The 21,167-nt window shown below is 70.6% G+C and carries 18 protein-coding genes; 6 read left to right on the forward strand and 12 right to left on the reverse strand.

Annotation, left to right across the window (positions count from 1 at the left end; translation table 11 throughout):
• The 3 genes from ABTU92_RS23405 to ABTU92_RS23415 form a co-directional block, all read right to left on the reverse strand.
• On the reverse strand, positions 1-243 hold a 243-nt coding region (locus ABTU92_RS23405), incomplete at its 3' end, for a hypothetical protein (RefSeq protein WP_408094029.1).
• Positions 244-304: 61 nt separating this feature from the next.
• Positions 305-1,867 carry an acyl-CoA carboxylase subunit beta gene (locus ABTU92_RS23410; protein WP_408094030.1) on the reverse strand — a complete coding sequence of 521 codons (1,563 nt, stop codon included), beginning with the start codon at positions 1,865-1,867 and terminating at the stop codon, positions 305-307.
• Positions 1,868-2,092: 225 nt separating this feature from the next.
• The gene (locus ABTU92_RS23415; protein ID WP_408094031.1) at positions 2,093-4,417 is read right to left on the reverse strand and encodes a xanthine dehydrogenase family protein molybdopterin-binding subunit; all 2,325 of its coding nucleotides are present in this window, start codon (positions 4,415-4,417) and stop codon (positions 2,093-2,095) included.
• A gap of 416 nt (positions 4,418-4,833) precedes the next feature.
• On the opposite strand from ABTU92_RS23415, the gene ABTU92_RS23420 reads away from it, so the two are divergent.
• The 3 genes from ABTU92_RS23420 (at position 4,834) to ABTU92_RS23430 (ending at position 6,920) form a co-directional block, all read left to right on the forward strand.
• Positions 4,834-5,403: a sigma-70 family RNA polymerase sigma factor gene (locus ABTU92_RS23420; RefSeq protein ID WP_408094032.1), complete on the forward strand. Its 570-nt coding sequence runs from the start codon at positions 4,834-4,836 to the stop codon at positions 5,401-5,403.
• The gene (locus tag ABTU92_RS23425; RefSeq protein WP_408094033.1) at positions 5,400-6,095 is read left to right on the forward strand and encodes a hypothetical protein; all 696 of its coding nucleotides are present in this window, start codon (positions 5,400-5,402) and stop codon (positions 6,093-6,095) included. The genes ABTU92_RS23420 and ABTU92_RS23425 overlap by 4 nt, the downstream gene beginning before the upstream one ends.
• 426 nt (positions 6,096-6,521) lie before the next feature.
• The gene (locus ABTU92_RS23430) at positions 6,522-6,920 is read left to right on the forward strand and encodes a TIGR03809 family protein (RefSeq protein WP_408094034.1); all 399 of its coding nucleotides are present in this window, start codon (positions 6,522-6,524) and stop codon (positions 6,918-6,920) included.
• Here ABTU92_RS23430 and ABTU92_RS23435 read toward each other — a convergent pair.
• The 5 genes from ABTU92_RS23435 to meaB form a co-directional block, all read right to left on the reverse strand.
• Positions 6,887-7,093, reverse strand: coding sequence for a hypothetical protein (locus ABTU92_RS23435; protein ID WP_408094035.1), 207 nt, complete (start codon positions 7,091-7,093; stop codon positions 6,887-6,889). The genes ABTU92_RS23430 and ABTU92_RS23435 overlap by 34 nt on opposite strands.
• Before the next feature lie 193 nt (positions 7,094-7,286).
• Complete coding sequence (locus ABTU92_RS23440; RefSeq protein ID WP_408094036.1) at positions 7,287-8,036, reverse strand: DUF3750 domain-containing protein; 750 nt, start codon at positions 8,034-8,036, stop codon at positions 7,287-7,289.
• 415 nt (positions 8,037-8,451) lie between these two features.
• Positions 8,452-8,652 carry a CsbD family protein gene (locus ABTU92_RS23445; RefSeq protein ID WP_111357395.1) on the reverse strand — a complete coding sequence of 67 codons (201 nt, stop codon included), beginning with the start codon at positions 8,650-8,652 and terminating at the stop codon, positions 8,452-8,454.
• 112 nt (positions 8,653-8,764) lie between these two features.
• On the reverse strand, positions 8,765-9,418 hold the full coding sequence (locus ABTU92_RS23450) for a pyroglutamyl-peptidase I (protein WP_408094037.1): 654 nt from the start codon (positions 9,416-9,418) through the stop codon (positions 8,765-8,767).
• 245 nt (positions 9,419-9,663) lie between these two features.
• Positions 9,664-10,668 (reverse strand): methylmalonyl Co-A mutase-associated GTPase MeaB, encoded by a 1,005-nt coding sequence (meaB, locus tag ABTU92_RS23455; protein ID WP_408094038.1) that lies wholly within the window; start codon positions 10,666-10,668, stop codon positions 9,664-9,666.
• A 307-nt stretch (positions 10,669-10,975) separates the two neighbouring features.
• Here meaB and ABTU92_RS23460 point away from each other — a divergent pair, with 307 nt between their 5' ends.
• The 3 genes from ABTU92_RS23460 to ABTU92_RS23470 all read left to right on the forward strand — a co-directional run bounded on the left by ABTU92_RS23460 (position 10,976) and on the right by ABTU92_RS23470 (position 15,309).
• Positions 10,976-13,198, forward strand: a complete 2,223-nt coding sequence (locus ABTU92_RS23460; RefSeq protein ID WP_408094039.1) for a hypothetical protein — start codon at positions 10,976-10,978, stop codon at positions 13,196-13,198.
• 622 nt (positions 13,199-13,820) lie between these two features.
• A complete protein-coding gene (locus ABTU92_RS23465) occupies positions 13,821-14,636 on the forward strand; it encodes a hypothetical protein (protein ID WP_408094040.1) in 816 nt (271 codons plus the stop codon).
• Positions 14,637-14,706: 70 nt separating this feature from the next.
• Positions 14,707-15,309 (forward strand): Uma2 family endonuclease, encoded by a 603-nt coding sequence (locus ABTU92_RS23470; protein WP_408094041.1) that lies wholly within the window; start codon positions 14,707-14,709, stop codon positions 15,307-15,309.
• A gap of 7 nt (positions 15,310-15,316) precedes the next feature.
• Here ABTU92_RS23470 and ABTU92_RS23475 read toward each other — a convergent pair whose 3' ends face one another.
• The 4 genes from ABTU92_RS23475 to ABTU92_RS23490 form a co-directional block, all read right to left on the reverse strand.
• Positions 15,317-16,093 (reverse strand): DUF3298 domain-containing protein, encoded by a 777-nt coding sequence (locus tag ABTU92_RS23475; protein ID WP_408094042.1) that lies wholly within the window; start codon positions 16,091-16,093, stop codon positions 15,317-15,319.
• A 13-nt stretch (positions 16,094-16,106) separates the two neighbouring features.
• Positions 16,107-16,586, reverse strand: coding sequence for a hypothetical protein (locus ABTU92_RS23480; RefSeq protein WP_408094043.1), 480 nt, complete (start codon positions 16,584-16,586; stop codon positions 16,107-16,109).
• A gap of 300 nt (positions 16,587-16,886) precedes the next feature.
• Positions 16,887-19,055, reverse strand: a complete 2,169-nt coding sequence (scpA, locus tag ABTU92_RS23485) for a methylmalonyl-CoA mutase (protein ID WP_408094044.1) — start codon at positions 19,053-19,055, stop codon at positions 16,887-16,889.
• A gap of 200 nt (positions 19,056-19,255) precedes the next feature.
• Complete coding sequence (locus ABTU92_RS23490) at positions 19,256-21,145, reverse strand: methylmalonyl-CoA mutase family protein (RefSeq protein WP_408094059.1); 1,890 nt, start codon at positions 21,143-21,145, stop codon at positions 19,256-19,258.
• Positions 21,146-21,167: the final 22 nt, after the last annotated feature.

Here is a 21,167-nt window from a genome sequence, read left to right on the forward strand (position 1 = left end):
CGCGATCGCGGCGATCACGGCGAGATCGTCGGCTCCGACGCCGGGGCCGAGCACCGGGCCGGCATGGCCCGACGTCGCGGCGGGCACCGCGGCCGCGGCCGAAGCCGGGGCCGTCGTCGCCGCGTCCGGCTGGCGGCGCGTCATGATCCTCACCGTGACGATCGCCGTCAGGGCGGCGACCACGGCGCTCACCAGGAAGGAGCCGTAGAGCTGGAGGAGAAGGCCTCCCATCTCCTGAGTCATGGTCGGTGGACTCCGATTCTGAGCGTCATGGCGGTCCGTGCGTTCCTGTCTGGAGGCTGCATTACAGCGGAATGAGCCCGTGCTTCTTGGCCGGCCGCAGCTCGCGCTTCGTCAGGAGCTTGCGCAGCGACAGCGAGACCGTGGCCCGGGTCATCTCCGGCTCGATGATGTCGGTGATGTAGCCCTTGGAGGCGGCGAGATAGGGCGAGGCGAACTCGTTCCTGTACAGCTCGACGAACTCCTTGCGCTTCTTCTTCTTGGCGCCGGCGTCCTCGATCGCCTTCAGCTCCTTGCTGTACAGGATGTTGACGGCGCCCTCGCCGCCCATCACGGCGATCTGCGCGGTCGGCCAGGCGAACACCACGTCGGCGCCCATCTCCTGGCTGCACATCGCCAGATACGACCCGCCATAGGCCTTGCGGGTCACGATGGTGATCTTCGGCACGGTCGCGCTGGAATAGGCGAACAGCATCTTGGCGCCGTGCCGGATGATGCCGCCGCGCTCCTGGTCGATGCCGGGCAGGAAGCCGGGCACGTCGACGAAGGTCACGATCGGAATGTTGAAGGCGTTGCAGAAGCGGATGAAGCGCGCGCCCTTGTCGGAGGAGTCGATGTCGAGGCAGCCGGCCTTCTCCATCGAGTTGTTGGCGAGCACACCGACGATGATGCCCTGCACGCGCCCGAAACCGACGATCAGGTTCTTCGCGAACTGCGCGTGGATCTCGAACAGGTCGCCGTCGTCGAGCACGCGCCGCACGATGGCGTGCATGTCCATCGGGTCGGAGGCGTCGGAGCGCACCAGCGCGTCCATGCCGGAATCGGGCTCGAGGTCGAGCTCCGGAGTCGGCGCGTGCGGCGGGTCCTCGGTGTTGTTGCTCGGGAAGAACGACAGGAGCTTGCGGGTCAGCTCGATCGCATGCGCGTCGTCGTCGGCGAGCAGATGGACGTTGCCGCTCACCGCGGCGTGCATCTCGGCGCCGCCGACGTCGTCCATGCTCACGTCGCGGCCCGACACCGACTTGATCACCTGCGGGCCGGTGATGAACATCTGGGCGTTCTGCCGCGTCATGATGATGAAGTCCATCAGCGCGGGCGAGTAGGAGGCGCCGCCGGCGCAGGGGCCGGCGATGATGGCGATCTGCGGCACCACGCCGGAGAGCACCACGTTGCGGTAGAACACCTCGCCGTAGCCGGAGAGCGCGTCGATGCCCTCCTGGATGCGGGCGCCGCCCGAATCCTTGAAGCCGACCAGCGGCACGCCGTTCTTCTCGGCGTAGTCCATGGCCCACACGATCTTCTGGCCGTGCATCTTGCCGAGCGTGCCGCCGACGACCGTGAAGTCCTGGCTGAACGCGGCGATCTGGCGGCCGGCCACGTAGCCGGTGCCGACGACGACGCCGTCCGCCGGGATCTCGACCTCGCCCATGCCGAAGGCCGTGCAGGCGTGCTTGGCGTGGGCGCCGTATTCCTGGAAGGTGCCGTCCTGGAGCAGGCCGGCGAGGCGCTCACGCGCCGTCATCAGCCCCTTGGCGTGGCGCTCGTCGGTCTTCTTGGCGCCGCCGGCGGCCATGACCTTCCCGCGCCGCTTCGCGAGAGTCGACCGTAGTTCCTCGTCGAGCGCCATTGCCCGCCCCCTTCGTGATCGCTGCCTGATGGAAGACGCCGTGTCGTCCGTCCAGGATCGCACGCGGCCTTCACTCACATCACCCCGCGACCGCGTCCGGAGCGACTACAACATAAGGCCGCGGCCTCGTCGATTCCCTCCGGCCGTCACGGCATCTCACATCAGAGCCAAAAACCAAGACAATTCAATAAGCACTGATCCGGAGTGGATTGTGACGGGGAGCCGCTATGACGCAGCGTCACGTATGGCTCGCCAGACTTTTTCAGGGGTCGCCGGCATCGTCACGGGTTCGGCGCCGATGCGCGAGAGCGCGTCGGCGACCGCGCTGGCGATCGCCGACAGTGCACCGACCGTGCCGGACTCGCCGGCGCCCTTGACGCCGAGCGGATTTGTCCTGGTCGGCACCTCGTTCTCGCCGAGCAGGATCGGCGGGAAGTCGGAGGCGCGCGGCATCGCATAGTCGGTGAAAGCGCCGGTGACGAGCTGGCCGCTCGGGTCGTAGACGATCCCCTCCATCAGGGCCTGGCCGGCGCCCTGCGCGATGCCGCCGTGGATCTGGCCTTCCACCAGCAGCGGATTGATCATCCGCCCGACGTCGTCGACGGCGGCGTAACGGGCGAGCGTCACGACGCCGGTGTCCCGGTCGATCTCCACCTCGGCGACGTGACAGCCGTTCGGATAGGTCCGCACGCCGCCGTCCGAGGTGTGGGATTCGAACAGTCCGGGATCGACGCCCTTCGGCAGCTTCGCCGGCGTGAACGAGGCGCGCGCCACCGCGGCGAGCTCGAGGCCCCGGTCGGTGCCGGCCACCGTGAAGCGGCCGTCGGCGAACGCGATGTCGGCCGGATCGGCCTCCAGGAGCGCGGCGGCGATCAGGGTCGCCTTGGCGATGATCTTGTCGGCGGCGGCCACGATGGCGCTGCCGGCCGTGACGGTCGAGCGCGAGCCGAACGTGCCGGTGCCGATGTCGACCTCGGCGGTGTCGCCGTAGCGGAACTCGATCTGGTCGGCCGGCAGGCCGAGCCGGTCGGCGACGATCTGGCGGAACGTCGTCTGGTGGCCCTGACCGTGATCGTGCGTTCCGACCGACACCGTGACGGAGCCGCCCGGGTCGAAGCGGATATCGGCGTGCTCGATCAGCCCGCCGTTCGACGCCTCCACGGTGCTCGACACGCCGATCCCGCGCAGCTTTCCACGCGCCCGGGAGTCCGTGAGCCGCTGTTCGAAGCCGTCCGCATTCGCCAGCGCGAGGGCATCGGAGATGTTCTTGCCGAAGTCGCCGCAGTCGTAGGTGTAGACCAGCGCCGTCTCGAACGGCATCGCGTCGGCGGGAATCGTGTTGCGGCGGCGCAGCTCCACCGGGTCGAGGCCGAGCGCGCGTGCCGCGGCGTCCATCATGGTCTCGATCACATAGGCCGCCTCGGGCCGGCCGGCGCCGCGATAGGGGCCCGTGATCATCGTGTTGGACAGCACGCCCGTCACCTCGACCCGCATGGCCGGGATCACATAGGTGCCGGCGAGCACGCCGAGATTGTTGATCGGCGGGCCGGCGGTGCGGTCGGCGCCGTAATAGGCGCCGAGATTGGCGAAGGTCTTCACCCGCAGCGCCAGGACGCGCCCGTCGGCGTCGAGGGCGATCTCGGCATCCGTGATGTTGTCGCGGTGGTGCTCGTCGGACAGGAACGTCTCGCTGCGGTCGGCGGTCCAGCGCACCGGCCGGCCGGTCAGCTTCGCCGCCAGGCAGGCGAGCGCGTATTCGGGGGCGACCTGGCCGCGCGCCCCGAAGCCGCCGCCGACATTCTCCGAGATCACCCGCAGGCGCGCCTCCGGCATGCGCAGGATCTCGCCGGCGAGGATCCGGCGCAGCGTGTGGGGTGCCTGGGTGGTGCAGCGGAGCGTCAGGCGGCCGCCGCGCGGGTCGGGCTCGGCGAGGCAGCCGCGCGGCTCCATCGGATTGGCCAGCACCCGGCTGATCGTCAGCCGCCGCTTGACCACCCGGGCGGCGCCGGCGATCGCCCGCTCGGTCGCGGCCGCGTCGCCGAGCGCATGGAAGAAGGCGTCGTTGCCGGGGCAGCCGTCGTGGACCGCGAGCGCGCCGGGCGCGATGGCGTCGGCCAGCGTCGGCACCGCCGGCAAGGGGGCGTACTCCACCGCCACCGCCTCGGCGGCGTCCTTGGCCTGGTTCAGGGTCTCGGCGACGACGAGCGCGACGGCCTCGCCGACATGGCGGACCCGGTCGGTCGCCAGCATCGGCTGCGGCGTGACGAAGGCGGGCGACCCGTCCCGCCGGGTTCGCCGGGTGTGAGGGCGCTGGGTGCCGAGCGCCGCCGTGGCGGCGTCCCGGCCGGTCAGGATCAATACGACCCCCGGCATGGCCCGGGCCGCCTCGGTGTCGACCGTGACGAGCTCGGCATGGGCGTGGGGGGAGCGGACCACCACGGCGCGCAGCTCGCCGGGCAGCGCCACGTCGCCGACATAGCGGCCCTGCCCGCGCAGCAGATAGGGGTCCTCCTCCCGCCGCACCGGCTGGCCGATCCCATACTCACCCATCGCTCCCCCGCCGTGTTGTCTCGGACGCCATAGGCGACCGATGGTTCTTTATAAATCTCTGTTATGCCGTCGCTTCGGACGCCTGAAAGCCGGCGTGCCGCGTCATCCGGGAATCGGCTCGTCATGCTAGAGTTGTGACACGGGCATGCCGGCTGATCGGTCGTTTCTCGATACCGCCCGGCCGGGTTGGCGGCGCCGCGCCGATGCGGGCGCCGGCCGTGCCGGTGCGGCGGAGATCGAACCGACCCATGGATAGGATGCACCACGCTGAGATGGCACCAATTTCGCCTAGCCAGCGAGGCCCCAGTGTTGCACATCTGCCGCACCCGGGCGCGATCGACGCGACGACCTCGATCCATGCCCGACGAGTTTGAACCCGTGCCATTTTCCACGCGACTACCCTCACGAGCCGACCGTTGAAAGCCGATTCAAAGACTTCGGACGACGACCTGATCGCTCGGATCGCCGACGGCGACCGGCTCGCCATGCAGGTGCTGTTCTCCCGTCACCACGTGCGGGTCTACCGGTTCGTGTTGCGGATCGTCGGTCACCAGTCGGTGGCGGAGGATTTGATCAGCGAGGTGTTCCTCGACGTGTGGCGGCAGGCCGGCCGGTTCGAAGGCCGCAGTGCCGTCTCGACGTGGCTCCTCGCGATCGCGCGGTTCAAGGCGTTGTCGGCGATCCGGCGCAAGAGCGACGAGGAGCTCGACGACGAGGCGGCATCGGCGATCGAGGATCCCTCGGACGATCCCGAGGTCGCCGTGCAGAAGAAGGACAAGGGTGCGGTTTTGCGGAAGTGTCTCCAGTCGCTGAGCCCGGAGCACCGGGAGATCATCGACCTCGTCTACTACCACGAGAGGTCGGTGGAGGACGTGGCGGGCATCGTCGGCATCCCGGAGAACACCGTGAAGACTCGCATGTTCTATGCGCGCAAGAAGCTGGGCGAGCTGCTGAAGGCGGCCGGGGTCGAGCGAGGTTGGCCATGATGACGACGGACAAACGAGGTCTCGACCGCGCCGCGCTCGAAGAGATGCTGCCGTGGCACGCCGCCGGCACGCTCTCGCGCGAGGAGGCCGAGGCCGTCGAGCAGGCGCTGGCGCGCGATCCCGAGCTGGCGCAGCGCTTCGAGCTGGTCTGCGAGGAGATGGCCGAGACCGTCCACCTCAACGAGAGCCTCGGGGCGCCGTCGGCGCGCGCCATGGACCGCGTTCTCGCCGCCATCGCGGCGGAGGAGGGGCCTGCCCGCCGGACGCGGGCCGCCGGGTTTCTCGGTCGACTGAGCGGCGTTCTCGACGCGCTGTCGCCCCGCACCCTGGCCTGGGCCGGAGCGGCCGCCGCGCTCGTGATCGTCGTGCAGGCGAGCGTCATCGCCGGGCTCAGCCTCGCCCCGCAGGAGAGCGGCAAGCTCGAGATGGCCTCCTACGACGGCTCCGAAGGCCCGGCCGCCGAGGCGACCGGCACGTTCGCGCTGATCCGCTTCCAGCCGCAGGCGAGCGCCGCCGACGTCACCCGCCTGCTGGAGACGCGCCGGGTGGCGATCGTCGACGGGCCCAAGCCGGGCGGGCTGTTCAAGCTGCGCCTCTCCGACCAGGCCCTCGACGAGGCGGAGATCGGCCGCGCGATCGCCGCACTGCAGGCCGAGACGGCGGTGGTCGGCTTCGTCGCCAAGTCGCAGTGATACTGCCGGGGTAATGGCTGCATCGATGCGAGCGCCGCGACGCTCCGTGGGCGTCGGACATGGCGATGCGCGCTGCACTTGCGAGCTGATCAGCTCGGTCTCGGCTGTCACGCTCGTCGGCCGATCGCTTCGCCGCGCGCGAAGGGCATTCGGCGCTGCGTCATGCTGCGCTGCGTCATGCGCTCCGCGTCCGTCATGACGATCTGATCATTTCAGGTTGAGCCGATTCACTCGCGCCCGGATCTCGTGCGCGAGTGTTGCTCGTTTGCACGAGAGTCACACGCACGCATCATCATTGTGGAAACTACGATGGTGGGTGATCGAGGTACCGCAATAAAGTCGTCACTGCGGCGCGTCGCTGATTCGGTCGCCTTCCTGTACGCGAGTTCCACCCTAAGGATCTCACCGAGAAACGGGCGACACCCCATGCCCCCGACGATCCCGCGTGCCGTCTCGGCCGCGACCAGCCGCAAGGGCCTCGAGCTGGCCGAGCGGCGCCGTGCCCATCTGGTCGAGCTCTACAAGTCCGGACGCTGGCGGCGCTACTTCGACGAGCAGGATTTCCTCGCCCGCACCCGCGAGGCCGTCCGCGAGGTCGAGCTGTGGGCTGCCGCGGTGGCGCTGTGGGACGAGCCCGCGCCGGCGCCGTCCGGCGCACCGCCGACCGCCGCGCCGGAGATCCGCATCGTCGCAGCGGACTCGGACCTTCCCGCGGAGCCGCCCAGCGACGAAACCTCCGACACGATCGACGCGATGCCCGCCGCGATGCTGAGTCAGGCGAGCGGTGTCGATCAGCCGTCCGGGGTGTCGACCGGGCTGGCGTGACCGGCCGTTTCGAGCCACGTCTCGGACTTCCACCAGACATGCTCGAGCCCGCACAGCGGGCAGCGCGCCAGGACGAGGCTTTCGGGCATGGCCGCGAAGGTGTCGGCGTCGATCTCGATCCCGGTCGAGACGGGCTGATCCCGATAAGGGCAGCGGGCCATCACCATCGTCATGGCACGCCTCGCGCCGCTCGTGCGGGCAGGGGTGTCGTCGAACGCGGATCGGGATCAGGACACACGGCACAACGCGGGATCGTGGCGGTTCGAGCGTCGTGCACTATCGCGTGCCGGAACGGCCCGAAGCGTCTTGGTGCGATTACTTAGTCGTCCGCCCGTCACGCGCGCCGCGGCGTGGGACGATGCCGTATCAGCGGCCGGCCGCCACGGCGTCGGGAACCGGATCGAGGCCGATGCGGCCCCAGCCGGGCAGCTTCAGGGCCGGGCGCCGCAGGTCGAGTCCGGCCACGAGGCCGAGCAGATTCAGCTCGACGCCTTCCACCCAGCCGGCCTTCACCCCGATCACCCCGAAGGCGCTCGCCTCGACGCCGGTGCCGCTGTCGCTCGTCCCGACATAGGGGCCGGGGCGAAAGTCACGGCCGATCGCGTTCGCCGGCAGGGCGACGCCGAGCTCGGGGACGGCACGCAGCACGCTGGCCACGAACGTGTTGCTGTTCGGGCCGGGCCACACCCGGTAATCGCCCGCATTCGCCCATTGATAGGTGCGCACGGCCTCGCGGATGCGCGGGATCAGAGCCTCGGCAGCTTCCCCCGAGACGTCGGCGACGACGATCGGCGGGTTGCCGTACCAGCGGCCGTCCGGCGCCCAGCCGTTCAGCCGCACCGGGTTGCCCCAGCCGACGACATCGAAGCGCGACCAGTTCCTCGCGCCCTGTTCCTTCACGACGACCCAGCTGTGCACGGCGACGACGCCCTTCCAGCCGCCGGTCTGGCCGCTCAGCACCAGCACCCGCGCGTCCGGGTGCGCCGCGGCGGGTGGCAGGCTGCCGATGCTCGACCAGTCGGCGTCCCGCCAGCTCTTCGGCGCGGCGCCGGCGGCATGGAGCGCCGCCCGCACGGCGAGCGGCAGCAGGAAGACGGCGAGGATAGCGAGGATCATGATGCGGCGGCGACGCGACCGGGGCCTCTCCGGCGAGGCGTCGGTCGAGGACGGTGCGGGGGAGGACAGGGCGGGCGGCTCGGTCATGGGGCGGCATCATACATGGGGAGCCACCCGCCGGCAGGCCAGGGCCGACGGCGAACGCCCGGGGTAAGGGCCCCGGGCGTCGAGACGAGCAGAATTGCGAGCAAGAACTCCGGGCCTCCAGGCAAGCTGAACTGAAGCCGCCCCGGTCTCCGCTCATTCCCGCGGAAGCGGGAATCCAGGAGCCGTAATACAAGGCCGTGAACACGTGGCCCCTGGGTCCCCGTCTTCGCGGGGACGAGCGGTTCTCGTATCAGTCGTTATCAGCTCTTGCGCGAGATCTGATCTGGGGCGAGAGCTGATCCTGCAATTCGCGACCGATGATCGCCGATCACGAGCTGCTGCGCAGCCAGTCGTCGACGTCCTTCTTCACCTGGTCGCGGGTGTAGCCGTACCGATCCTGGAGCTTGCCCTCGAGCTGGTCGCGCTTGCCGTCGATGGTGGTGAGGTCGTCGTCGGTGAGCTTGCCCCACTTCTCCTTGACCGTGCCCTTGACCTGCTTCCAGTTGCCTTCGATGCGATCCCAGTTCATGCGGTACCTCCGTTCGCTGATGCCTGGGTAACGGCGCCGACAGAGCCCGGTTCCGCCGTTTCGCGCGGCGAAAGGCCGGCCTTCGCGGCTCTTGATCCCGGCGTGAAGCGACCTAAAGGCGTGCCACGGCGGCGACGAGAAGGTGCTCCAATCCGGTGACGAGACGGTCGTGGGCAGTGACGAGCCGGCCGCCCTGATGTCGTGACGGGGGCGACGGAGACATGCCTCCGTCACGCAGCCGATGCAGCGGCGGCACGTGCACGAACACGACGAGCCTCGGCCCCCCTGGCACCTGCGCGGCGTCCAGGGCGCGCCAATACGCATAATTGCACAGATAGCCGCCGGCGTTGCGCGACAGCGCCGGTACGAGGCCGCCCTGCCGCAGCGCCGCGGCGAGGCGGGGCGCCGGAAATCGTCCGGGCCGGAAGAACGGGGCGCCGGGCGCGATCCTGATCACGTCGTTGCGGGTGCCGCCGGCGTCCGGGAAAAGAATGGTCCGGCGGTTGCGTGCGAAAAGCTCGAGCCGCACCCGGTCGGCCCGCGTCGCGACGCCGAGCAGCACCACGACCTCGGGGCGCTCTCGGCCGAGCAGCATCGGCAGATCGTGATCGACCGCATCCCACCGCGTCTCGAACACATGGCCGACGAGACGATGCCCGGCGAGCGCCGGCCGCCGCCGTCTGATCAGATCCCGCACGATCGCCGCGGTGGGGTTCGACGGCGCTCCGGGAAAGCGGCCGAAGCCGGTGATCAGGAGGGTGGTCATGCTCCGTGATTCACAATCCGGGATGGAGACGCAGGATGCGCCGCTCTGCTTCACCTCTCCCCAGCGGGGAGAGGTCGGGGTTCGCGCCGAAGGCGCGAAGCCCGGGTGAGGGGGGCCGCCCTATAGAGGATCCAATCGGCGTCGGCACCCCCTCACCCCAGCCCTCTCCCCGCCGGGAGAGGGAGCAGGCCGGTGGCCCGGGTGAGGTCGGGACCTGCCTGTGATTCTGTCCTTCGCCGTCGTCCTCACCACTTCAGCGCGGCGAAAATCTGGTCCACGGCGACGGCCGGAGACAGGCGGCCGTCGGCGACCTCGGCCTCGATCTCGGGCAGCTTCGCGGTCAGCGTCGGGTCGGAGGCGATGCGGCCGTGCACGCGGTCCTCGACCATCGACCACATCCATTTGACCTGCTGGTCGCGCCGTCGCGCGGCGAGCTCGCCGGTCTTGGTCATGGTGTCGCGGTGCTCGACCACCTTGGTCCACAGCGCTGCGAGGCCGTCGCCTGTGTAGGCCGAGTAGGTGACGACCGGCACCTGCCAGTTCGGCGAGCGCGGCGACAGGATGTGCAGGGCCGCTCGGTACTCCGCGGCCGCGGCGCGGGCGCGGGCGAGGTTGTCGCCGTCGGCCTTGTTGACCGCGATCATGTCGGCGAGCTCGACCAAGCCCTTCTTGATGCCCTGCAGCTCGTCGCCGGCGCCCGGCAGCATCAGGGCCAGGAACATGTCCGTCATGTCGGCGACCGCGGTCTCCGACTGGCCGATGCCGACGGTCTCGACCAGGATCACGTCGTAGCCGGCCGCCTCGCAGATCAGCATGGTCTCGCGCGTCTTCGCCGCGACGCCGCCGAGCGTGCCGGCCGAGGGGGACGGGCGAATGAAGGCGTTCGGATCGGCGGAGAGCTGCGCCATCCGGGTCTTGTCGCCGAGAATCGAGCCGCCGGTGCGAGCCGAGGAGGGATCGACCGCCAGCACGGCGACCCGGTGGCCGAGCCCGGTGAGGTGGCTGCCGAGCGCGTCGATGGTGGTCGACTTGCCGACCCCGGGCGCCCCGGTGATGCCGACCCGCATCGCCTGGCCGGTCGCCGGCAGGAGCTCCTGCACCAGCGTGCGGGCGGCCTGCTGATGGTCGGCGCGTTTCGATTCGGCGAGCGTGATGGCGCGCGCCAGCAGGGCGCGCTCGCCCGCCCGCACTCCGGCGACGAGACGGTCGATGTCGGACACCGACGGGACGAGGGCAGGGCGCGGACTCATGGGATTCCTCTCGCTCTCTCCCCTGTGTGTAGAGCAGGACGGCCCGGGGAGGAACGCCCGCCGGCTCGACCGCGCCATGCGCGTGCGGCGGTGGCGATCCGGCCCCCTGTTTCGCACTTCGCAATAATGGGGCATAACTCGGCTGCCCGCCGACGCGGCAGGGCTGCCCGAAGGCCCGTCATGCCGCGGGGAAGCTGATGGTTAATCAATGGTTTAAAGGCGTGGTTAACGACGATTGAACTTTCCTCTCCCACGTGGCGACCAAACCGATATCATTGGAGAAACTGGCGCCGGAGGGGGGACACTCATGCGCTCCAAAGCCTTGATGCGCTCCAAGAAGCTGACGCGGCCGACGTCGATCGTCGCCCTGTCGGTGGTCGCGGTCGGCGTCGCGATGACGGCGCCGGTCGGTGCCGCGCAGGCCGCCGACCTGATCTGGGAGGTCGAGAGCCCGTTCCGGTTCTTCAAGCGGACCGCCGCCTTCGACCTGCACGAGCGAGCCTACAAAGGCGTGCGCGGCAATCCGGCCGACCCGATCCCCGGCAACATCGTCTGGCGCACCGAGCGCAAGCTCAACGATCCCGACTGCCGCGATCCCTCCACCCCGATGTCCTGCGCCGCCACGGCCGGCCGCAACTACGAGAAGAGCCGCCTCGGCTGGGCCGCTCAGACGCTCGACATGACCTGCTACGACCGCGACGCGCGGCCGCGGCGCTATCCGACCGTCTGCGAGCGGCAGTACTCCTGGGGCAAGGCCAAGGAGGACACCATCCTGCCGGACGCCCACACGGTGGTGGTGCGGATCGCGCCCGCGCAGCTCCAGCCGGCCGCCGGAGCCGCAACCGGCGCCGCGCCGGTCGCCGGCGACTGCACCTGGACCTGGAAGCCGCGCCGCGGCGGCGCCGGCGAGACGGTGCGGCAGGCCTGCGCCAAGCCATTCGTCATCAAGCGGGTGCCGTACTCGACCAGCCGGGCGGCCTCGGGCGCCGTGGTTTCCGTCACGCTGCCGGACGGCCGCGAGCTCACCGACGCCAACGTGATCGTCGAGGACGTGCTGGTCGTCGCGATGGGCGACAGCTTCGCCTCGGGCGAGAGCAATCCGGACCGCCCCGTGGTGTTCAGCGCCGGGCGCGAGATGGTCTACGACCCGGTCAACACCCGCGACGACGTTGCCACCCGCTCGATGCGGATGCCGACCTACAGTGTCGCCTCGGCGCCCGACGGGGTGAACCCGAAGTCGCTGCCCAAGCGCCTCATGGAGGACGAGGAGAAGGGACTGGTATTCCGGCCGACCTCGCCGGAGTTCCAGGCCGCCTTCGACAGGCGCCGCGCCCAGTGGCTGTCGGCCGACTGCCACCGCTCGCAGTACGGCTACCCGTTCCGGGTCGGCATCCAGCTCGCCCTGGAGGACCGCCACCGCGCCGTCAGCTTCGTCAGCCTCGCCTGCTCGGGCTCCGACACGGTCGAGGGCCTGTTCGGCCCGCGCGAGCCGCGCGAGCAGACCACCGGCCCCAACGCCCAGAAGAGTGTCGTGCCGCAGCTCGACCAGCTCACCGAGCTGATCTGCCGGCCGGGCGCGCCGCGCTCGCGCGACGTCACCTACACGCTGCCCGTCTACCGCTCGGGCTCCACCTCGGTCCAGTCGCAGGCCTTCACCAAGTTCTGGTGCCCGCCGGAGAGCCGCAAGCGGCCGATCGACCTGGTGCTGCTCTCGATCGGCGGCAACGACGTCGGCTTCGGCGCGCTGGTTGCCTACGGCATCACCGAGAGCGCCGCCGATCTCGCGCCGATCGCCGGGCTGGTGAGCCACACGCTGCGCTTCGAGCCGTCGGTCGCCCGCGTCTATCTGGACGTGCTCGACCGCCGCATGAAGGCGCTCAAGGACGCGCTGACGGACGGCTTCGGCGTCGATCCCTCGACCGTGCTGCACAACGCCTACGAGCCGGTGGAGTACGACGAGACCGGCCGGGTCTGCGGCACCCAGCCGACGCTCGGCCTCGACGTGCATCCGAAGCTGCAGTTCAGCACGGCGCGCGTCCAGCAGGTCTCCGACTTCACCCGCGAGCTGCGCGCCCGCCAGGAGTGCATCGCCGACGCGCGCAAGCGGCCCGGCTGCCCGCGGCTCGCCACCGGTGCCGGCACCGGCTTCCGCTTCGTCACCGAGCACACGAATCTGTTCGCCAGGCGCGGCGTCTGCGCCCGCGATCCGCAACGCGCGCTGGTCGATCAGGTCAACATGGCGATGCCGCGCCTCGCGTTGTCGATCGACGACTTCAAGCCCTACTCGCCGGCGGCGGCGCTCCCCTACGGCAAGCGCTGGCGGCTGATCCACAGCCCCAACGACGCCTTCCTCACCGCCAACACGCATGCCGAGGGCATCTCGCCGTTCGACGTCCTCCAGCCGGCCTATGCGGCGCTCTATTCCGGCGCCTTCCATCCGACCGCCGAGGGCCACGCCATCGTCGCCGACACGGTGGTCCGCCACGCCCGCGAGATCGTCGATCATCGCGCCGTGGTGGATGCGCGCTAGGCGCTTTAGCTCGTCGGTATGATCGCGGCTCTCCTCGCCACCGGTGAGGGGAGCCGTCGTCACGATGGACTCTCCGTTTGTTGATCGGGCCGGCGACCCGTCGCGCCGCCGCGCGTTGTCCGTCGCCCCGCGTCGATGCTAGCGTTCGTGGCGAGGTCATGTCGTACCGCCGCGTTCGCATCGCGGCGGCGGGTGCAGCCGACGAGGCGCGACGATGGACGATCGTTCCGGATGGGCGGATGCCGCCGATCGGTCCGTCGCGGACCGGCGGTCGGCGGAGCCGTCCGAGACGCGCGACGAGCCGCATCCGGTCCGCCGCCGCGCCGGCCGCGAGGTGCGGGCCGGCGATCCGCGCAGCTGGGGCGACAGCCCGATCGCGCGGGCGCGCCGTCCCGCCGAGGCGCCGACGATCGGACCGCCGCGCCGGCACGCGAGTGGCGTGCCGGAGGCCTCCGCACCAGCAGCAGGAACCGCCCCCGCGGCAGCGCCGGTTTCGGCTTTGGCCGTGCCCGAACCATCGGCGGCCGTGGCGACACACCACGACATGCCCGTGCCTGACGCCACGCCGGCGGCCCCCGTCGACGTCACGGCGACACCGCCGGAAATCCCGGAATCACACCCGATGACGGAGCGTAGGGCGGCCGCCGGGCGCGGCGCCGACGAGGCCTCCGCCGGGGTGCCGCGAGCCGCCGGCGACCTCGCGCCGGCGCTGGTCGACGCGGCGCGGACGCTCGCCGAGCGCGCCGCCCGGATCGCTGATCCGGCGGCGGCGCGCCGCCTCCTCGACGAGGCCGACGTCAAGCTGGCGGTCGCCACCACGCTCGGCCCGCCGTCGGCCGAGGCGATGCTGGCCTGGGCGACCGTGAGCGCGGCCCTGGCGCGCCGGACCGAGACGCCGGCCGAGGCCGAGCGGCTGTTCGATCTCGCCGACGACCGCTTCGCCGAGGCCGCGCACCGGCAGCCGGACCGCAGCGACGCGCTCGCCGTCTGGGCCGGCGATCTCGTCGCCCGGGCGGCGGCCTGCGACGATCCGGACGAGGCCGAGCGCCTCCACGGCCTCGCCGACGCCGTGTTCGCGCAGGCGCTGCGCGTCCATCCGCGTCGCTACGACGTGATGTGCGATCGGGTGGCCGCGCTGATCGGGCTCGCGCATCGCGCCGACGATCTCGACGCGGCCGACGCCGTGCTCGACCGCGCCGAGCAGGCCTGTCGCGCCGCCCTCGCCCTGGTGCCGGACGAGACCTACACGTTCGCCTGCATCGCGGCGCTGCGTGGCCGCGCCGAGGACTGCCGCGACGCTCTGGAGGCGGCCGAGCGCGCCGCCACGCTGCCGCCGGCCGAGCATGTCGCCGCCGACGAGGATCTCGCCGCGGTGCGCGGCGAGCCGTGGTTCCGCGAGCTCCTGGAGCGCCGCCGTCCGCGCAGCACGGCGCATTGATGCCGGCGCCGTCGGCTCGCCGCGGCGCACCGGCCGGCCTATATTGAGATCCTCGAACGAGGGCTCGCCCATGAGCGTCGCTACCACGACCGTCGCCGTCACCCGTGGTGCCGAAGGTTTCCCCCGCCGCGCCTTCACGGTGGACGACATCCGCCGCATGATCGACGTCGGCCTGATCGGCGAGGAGGAAAAGTTCGAGCTGATCGAGGGGGAGATCGTCCCGATGCAGGCGAAGAGCGTCGCGCACGACCGGGTCAAGAACGCGCTCACTCTCGCATTGGCGCGGGCCGTCGCACCGGGGCTCTATGTCGGGATCGAGGCCACGGTACAGCTCGCCCGCGATATTCTCGTCGAGCCGGATCTGTGCGTGATCTCGCAGTCCGTCTACGACGCCGACCCGAAGAGCTTCGCCCAGCCGCGTGCGGAGGACGTGCTGTTGCTGATCGAGGTCGCCGTCACCAGCACGGCCTACGACCGTAAGGTCAAGGCGCGGCTCTATGCCCGTCACGGCATTCGTGAATACTGGGTGATCGACGCGACCGAGCGGCTGACGATCGTGCACAAGGAGCCGGTGGGCGACGGCTGGTCCTCGGTCGTGACGCATCCGGCCGAGACGACGCTCGCCTGCGTCGCCATCCCGGGCTTCACGTTCCGTATCGCCGACATGGGGTGAGCCGCCCTCAATCCTCCTTCTTCGGCGGTGGCGGCTCGCCGCCGAACACGGCGCGGCCCTCGGGCGAGAGATACTGGGCGAAGGCGCGCCACGGGACCACCACCGTGTAGAGCCCCTCGGCATAAGGGCCGACCGCGTAGGGCGAGAAATGCACCGACAGCCCGCCGCTCTTGCCGGGCTCGTTCGACGGCGCCAGCACCAGCGGCCCGAGCTTGAGGAGCGACGGGGTGATCTCCTTCAGCCACTCGTCCTTGGCCGGATCGGCGGCGACCTCGACGTCGCGCGCCTTCTTCTCCTTCGCCACCGCGTCGCGGATGAGTTTCGCCAGAGCCCGCATGGTCGGGCCGCCGTCGGCCGTCTCGGTGAAGAACGGCCGGATGCTCACCTGCTTCTTGGCCTGCGAGTCCCACAGGATGGTGTCGACGACGGTGTTCGGATGGGCGCCGCCCGTGAACGCGTAGTCGCGGCGCAGCACGCCGACATAGCGGCCGGTGGTCGAGAACAGCGAATACTCGCGCTCGAAGCCCCAGCTCCGCCCGTCGGAGAAGTCGGACGGATCCTGCTTCCATGCCTTGTCGGCGTCGCGGCGGTTCGCCGCGCCCCATGTCTTGCCTTCGGCGGCGAGGTTCTCGAACAGGCCGGGCGTGCTCTTGAGCGCGCCGTCGACCTCGACCTTCAGGTCGAGATACTTGGTCTTGGCCGACATCACCGTGTCGGCGGCGGCGGGTGCGAGCGCGATCAGCAGCGCGGCGGCGGCTGCGGCGGCAGTGCGGGGGAGGTGCATCGCGGGGTCCGGATCAGAGCGTCAGGGTGCCGTTCGTCTGCAGCAAGGCCTCGCGCTTGGCAATGGCGCGCTCGAGCTTGCGCCGCCGCGCCTCCTTGCGATCCTCGCCGCCGGAGCCGAGGTCGCCGATGTCGGGCATGTCCTCCAGCAGGATCAGCAGGAGCCCGCCCACGATCAGGGCGGCCAGCACGAGCCAGCGCCGGCCGATCGCGAAGATGATCGCACCGGCGGCGAGCGCGCCGCCGATCCCGATCAGCGGGTGGTCGGTCAGCCAGTGCAGCTTCGCGCCGACCAGGAGGCACACGAGCGCGAGCAGCGGGATGGCCAGCACGGCCCACACGATGTCGCGGGTGCGCATGTGGTCCCGCATGACGTAGAGGGCCTTCAGCTCGCGGGCGAGCCGGCGCCCGCGGCGCTCCGAGACGGGCCGGGCGAAGCGCGACGGCATCGGGCGCGAGGACACGGAGCGCGAGGAGGCGGAGCGCGAGGTCATGCGGGGGCACCTGTGAACGAGCCGGCCAGCCCTTCGACCGGGCTGGACGCCACAGGTTGGTCTCGCGAGACGAGAGGCGGGTTCAGCAACCTGCGCCTGACGCCTCTTCCCGTCACCCTGAGGCGCTCGGGCAACGCCCGAGCCTCGAAGGGCGACGGCCCGTGCCGGGGCCGCATCCTTCGAGGCCCGGCTTCGCCGGGCACCTCGGGATGACGGCTCGAGATTTCGGGGGCGCTGGCAGAACGAGCATCATCCCGGGCGCACGGGCTTCATCCGCGCCCCGGGATGACCGGAGAAACGCTACTCCGCCGCTTCGCGGGCGTGGCCGAGGCGCTGGTTGAGCTTCTTGACCAGCTCGATGGCCGCATCGGCGATCACGGTGCCGGGGGGGAAGATGGCCTCGGCGCCCGACGCCTTCAGGGCATCCCAGTCCTGCGGCGGGATGACGCCGCCGACCACGATCATGATGTCGGGCCGGCCCTCCGCCGCGAGCGCCGCCTTCAGCTCCGGCACCAGCGTCAGATGGCCGGCGGCGAGTGACGAGACGCCGACGATGTGGACGTCGTTCTCCACGGCCTGGCGGGCCGCCTCGCCGGGCGTCGCGAACAAGGGGCCGATGTCGACGTCGAAGCCGAGATCCGCGAAGGCCGAGGCGATCACCTTCTGGCCGCGGTCGTGGCCATCCTGGCCGACCTTCGCCACCAGGATGCGGGGCCGCCGGCCCTCGTCGCGCTCGAACTGGGCGACCAGCTTCTGCACCCGATCGATCCCTTGCGACATCGCGCCGGCCTCCCGCTTGTAGACGCCCGAGATCGCCCGGATCTCGGCGCGATGCCGCCCGAACACCTTCTCCAGGGCCAGCGAGATCTCGCCGACCGTCGCCTTCTTCCGCGCGGCGTCGATGGCGAGCGCCAGCAGATTGCCCTTGGCCGGGTCGGCGGCGGCGTGAGTCAGCGCGTCGAGCGCGGCTTCCACGGCCTTCGGGTCGCGCTCCTTGCGCAGCCGCTCGAGCTTCTCGATCTGCATGGTGCGGACGGCCGAGTTGTCGACCTTGAGGACGTCGATCGCCGCCTCGTTCTCCGGCTTGTACTTGTTGACGCCGATCACCGACTGCACGCCGGAGTCGATGCGGGCCTGCGTCTTGGCGGAGGCCTCCTCGATGCGCAGCTTCGGGATGCCGGCCTCGATGGCCTTGGCCATGCCGCCGAGCTCCTCGATCTCCTGGATGTGGCCCCAGGCGGTCTTGGCGAGCTCGTAGGTGAGCCGCTCGACATAGAACGAGCCGCCCCACGGATCGGCGATCCGGCAGGTGCCGCTCTCCTGCTGCAGGAACAGCTGGGTGTTGCGGGCGATGCGCGCGGAGAAGTCGGTCGGCAGGGCGAGGGCCTCGTCGAGCGCGTTGGTGTGCAGCGACTGGGTGTGCCCCTGCGTCGCCGCCATCGCCTCGATCGCGGTGCGCACCACGTTGTTGTAGACGTCCTGCGCGGTGAGCGACCAGCCCGAGGTCTGCGAGTGGGTGCGCAAGCTGAGCGAGCGCGGATCCTTCGGGTCGAACGGCTTGATCAGCTTCGCCCACAGGAGGCGCGCGGCGCGCAGCTTCGCCACCTCCATGAAGAAGTTCATGCCGATCGCCCAGAAGAACGACAGGCGCGGGGCGAACTTGTCGATCGTCAGCCCGGCCGCGATGCCGGCCCGCACATACTCGACGCCGTCGGCCAGCGTGTAGGCGAGCTCGAGGTCCTGCGTCGCGCCCGCCTCCTGCATGTGATAGCCGGAGATCGAGATCGAGTTGAACTTCGGCATGTTCTGCGAGGTGAACGAGAAGATGTCGGAGATGATCCGCATCGAGGGCAGGGGCGGATAGATGTAGGTGTTCCGCACCATGAACTCTTTGAGGATGTCGTTCTGAATCGTGCCGGCGAGCTTTTGCGGCGGCACGCCCTGCTCCTCGGCGGCGACGATGTAGAGCGCCATGATCGGCAGCACGGCGCCGTTCATGGTCATCGACACGCTCATCTGGTCGAGCGGGATGCCGGAGAACAGCGTGCGCATGTCGTAGATGGAATCGATCGCCACGCCGGCCATGCCGACGTCGCCCGACACGCGCGGATGATCCGAGTCGTAGCCGCGGTGCGTCGCGAGGTCGAAGGCGACCGAGAGGCCCTTCTGGCCGGCCGCGAGGTTGCGGCGGTAGAAGGCGTTCGAATCCTCGGCGGTCGAGAAGCCGGCGTACTGGCGCACCGTCCACGGCTGCGTCACGTACATGGCCGGGTAGGGGCCGCGCAGGAACGGCGGGGCGCCCGGATAGGTGTCCAGGAAGTCGAGCCCGGCGAGATCGCCGGCGCCGTAGGCCGGCTTCACGGCGATGCCTTCCGGCGTCACCCAAGGGCTCGCTCCGGTTCCGGCCGGAGCGGGCGGATCGGCGGTGTCGGCGAACGCGACCGTGGCGAAATCCGGAATCCTCGTCATGTTCGAGCCTCGTGCGAGATGCGACCCGCCGGCCGCCATGTCCTCATCAGAGTATGCCCGCCCGTGTCGCGGGCGAGGGTCGTTCTGTCGCGTCGTTCCGTCGCGTCTCTACGGTCGCGTCGTTCGGTCGAAGACCCCGTCACGGCGTTCGGCACGCCCGTGCGGAGACTTGCTCCGCACGGCGTGCCGTCCACCTCGTCTCAGGCCGCCGTGGTCCCGGCGAGCGTCTGCGCCTCCTTGAGCGTGGCGAGCACGTCGCAGCCCATGAAGATCGCGTGGCCGATGCCGGCGGCCTTGAACTCCGCCTCGCGCTCGCCGGGGCGGCCGGCGAGGTAGATGTGCGGGCAGCCCGCCGCGGTCAGCGCCTTGGCGGCCTCGACCGCCTCGGCCGCGTAGCCGTCGTCCGACGAGCACAGGCAGGCGAGCTGCGCACCCGACGCCTTGTAGGCGGCGGCGAGGGCGGCGAGGTCCGTCTTGCCGTCGGCGAAGAAGCCGTCGTTGGTCACCGCCTGGATGCCGCCTGCCTCGAAGAAGTTCTTGGTGAAGGTGGCGCGCGCCGTGAAGCCGGCGAGCTTGCCGAGATTGGCCAGGAACACCTTCGGGCGCGAGCCGGTCTTGGCCAGCGCCGCATCGGAGGCGTCGCGCAGGGCCTCGAACGCCTCGGCGATGCGCATCGCCGCGAGCGGCGCGAAGCTCACGCCGGCCGGCAGCGCCGCCACGGCGGGCGGAGCGACGTCGAGCACGGCCGGAGCGCCTTCCGCGATGTTCGGGAACTCGCTGACGCCGGTGATCGGGTCGCGCCGTCCAGCGGCGGCCTTTTCACGCGCGGCGCGAACACCCGCGACCTTCTTCTGCAGGAGGCCGCCGGTCAGCGCCGGCCAGATGCCGCCGGCGCCCTCGATCTCCTGGAACAGCGCCCAGGCGGTCGCGCACAGCTCGTGCGTCAGGGTCTCGATGCCGCCGGCCCCGGCCGCCGGATCGGCGACCTTGGAGAGATACGACTCCTCCAGCAGGATCAGCTGCGTGTTGCGGGCGATGCGGCGCGCCGCGCGGTCCGGCAGGCCGAGCGGCGCCGTCCACGGCAGCACGGTCAGCGCGTCGGCGCCGCCGACGCCGGCGGAGAACACCGCGACGGTCTCGCGCAGCATGTTCACGGCGGGATCGCGCTTGGTCATCATCCGCCACGCCGTCTCGGCCGAGACGACGATGTGCGACGCGCCGAGCCCGCACGCCGTCTCCACGCGCGCCCACAGCTTCCGCAGGGCGCGAATTTTCGCGATCGTGAGAAATTGGTCGGCGTCGGCGGCGATGCGGAAGAACACCGTCTTGCGGGCCGCGTCGAGCGGGATGCCGTCGGCCTCGAGGGCCCGCACATAGGCGAGCCCGACCGCGAGCATATAGGCGAGCTCCTGCGCCTCCGAGCCGCCGGCGTCGTGGACGACGCGGCCGTCGGCCACCGCGAACGGACCCTTGAAGCCGCGCGCCGCGAGATCGCGCACCCGCACGACGAACTCCTTCGTCATGTCGGGCCAGGCGATGCGCGCCTTGCCGAAGGCCGCCATGGCGCCGATCGGATCGATGCCGAAGCGGATGTCGAGCGCCGCCGGCGACAGGCCACGCGCCGCCACCAGATCGGCGAGGCGCTGCGGCGCCTCGCGCGCCTGCGGCGACAGCTGCAGCTCGAGCGCGATGGCATCGAGCCGGATCTCGTCGAGAACTTTCGCGAGCGTGTCGGCGTCGCCGGCGATGCCCCAGCCGCGGGCGCCGAGGCTTCCGGCGAACACCAGCGTCAAACCGGTCGCGCCGTTCTCGAGGTCGTGCAGCGCCTCGGCGTTCGCCGCCTTCGGATCGGGATGATCGACCCGCTGCATCACCTGCCAGGGGGCGCCGCTCGCGCGCGCCGCCACCGGATGGGCGGCGTGGTCGCCGGCATAGAGCGGCTCGATGCGCAGCCCGTCATAGGTCTTGGAGACGAGCCGTTTCTCGAAGGGCGCGCCTTTCAGCGTGCCCTCGACGAGCGCGAGCCACTGCTCGCGGGTGGCCGGCGGAAACTCGCCGGCGAGCGTGAGGTCTTCGGCGGTCTGGGTCATGGCGCGGAAGATGCCACGATCG

The organism is Rhodoplanes sp. SY1, from assembly GCF_046000175.1.
Lineage (GTDB): Bacteria > Pseudomonadota > Alphaproteobacteria > Rhizobiales > Xanthobacteraceae > Rhodoplanes.

What these genes read in the sequence shown, in the direction of transcription:
- ABTU92_RS23430 (WP_408094034.1), top strand. Translation starts at nt 6,522, where the DNA reads ATGCCCCCGACGATCCCGCGTGCCGTCTCGGCCGCGACCAGCCGCAAG.
- ABTU92_RS23410 (WP_408094030.1), bottom strand. Translation starts at nt 1,867, where the DNA reads ATGGCGCTCGACGAGGAACTACGGTCGACTCTCGCGAAGCGGCGCGGG.
- ABTU92_RS23425 (WP_408094033.1), top strand. Translation starts at nt 5,400, where the DNA reads ATGATGACGACGGACAAACGAGGTCTCGACCGCGCCGCGCTCGAAGAG.
- meaB (WP_408094038.1), bottom strand. Translation starts at nt 10,668, where the DNA reads ATGAGTCCGCGCCCTGCCCTCGTCCCGTCGGTGTCCGACATCGACCGT.
- ABTU92_RS23415 (WP_408094031.1), bottom strand. Translation starts at nt 4,417, where the DNA reads ATGGGTGAGTATGGGATCGGCCAGCCGGTGCGGCGGGAGGAGGACCCC.
- scpA (WP_408094044.1), bottom strand. Translation starts at nt 19,055, where the DNA reads ATGACGAGGATTCCGGATTTCGCCACGGTCGCGTTCGCCGACACCGCC.
- ABTU92_RS23480 (WP_408094043.1), bottom strand. Translation starts at nt 16,586, where the DNA reads ATGACCTCGCGCTCCGCCTCCTCGCGCTCCGTGTCCTCGCGCCCGATG.
- ABTU92_RS23470 (WP_408094041.1), top strand. Translation starts at nt 14,707, where the DNA reads ATGAGCGTCGCTACCACGACCGTCGCCGTCACCCGTGGTGCCGAAGGT.
- ABTU92_RS23450 (WP_408094037.1), bottom strand. Translation starts at nt 9,418, where the DNA reads ATGACCACCCTCCTGATCACCGGCTTCGGCCGCTTTCCCGGAGCGCCG.
- ABTU92_RS23460 (WP_408094039.1), top strand. Translation starts at nt 10,976, where the DNA reads ATGCGCTCCAAAGCCTTGATGCGCTCCAAGAAGCTGACGCGGCCGACG.
- ABTU92_RS23440 (WP_408094036.1), bottom strand. Translation starts at nt 8,036, where the DNA reads ATGATCCTCGCTATCCTCGCCGTCTTCCTGCTGCCGCTCGCCGTGCGG.
- ABTU92_RS23465 (WP_408094040.1), top strand. Translation starts at nt 13,821, where the DNA reads ATGACGGAGCGTAGGGCGGCCGCCGGGCGCGGCGCCGACGAGGCCTCC.
- ABTU92_RS23445 (WP_111357395.1), bottom strand. Translation starts at nt 8,652, where the DNA reads ATGAACTGGGATCGCATCGAAGGCAACTGGAAGCAGGTCAAGGGCACG.
- ABTU92_RS23490 (WP_408094059.1), bottom strand. Translation starts at nt 21,145, where the DNA reads ATGACCCAGACCGCCGAAGACCTCACGCTCGCCGGCGAGTTTCCGCCG.
- ABTU92_RS23475 (WP_408094042.1), bottom strand. Translation starts at nt 16,093, where the DNA reads ATGCACCTCCCCCGCACTGCCGCCGCAGCCGCCGCCGCGCTGCTGATC.
- ABTU92_RS23435 (WP_408094035.1), bottom strand. Translation starts at nt 7,093, where the DNA reads ATGACGATGGTGATGGCCCGCTGCCCTTATCGGGATCAGCCCGTCTCG.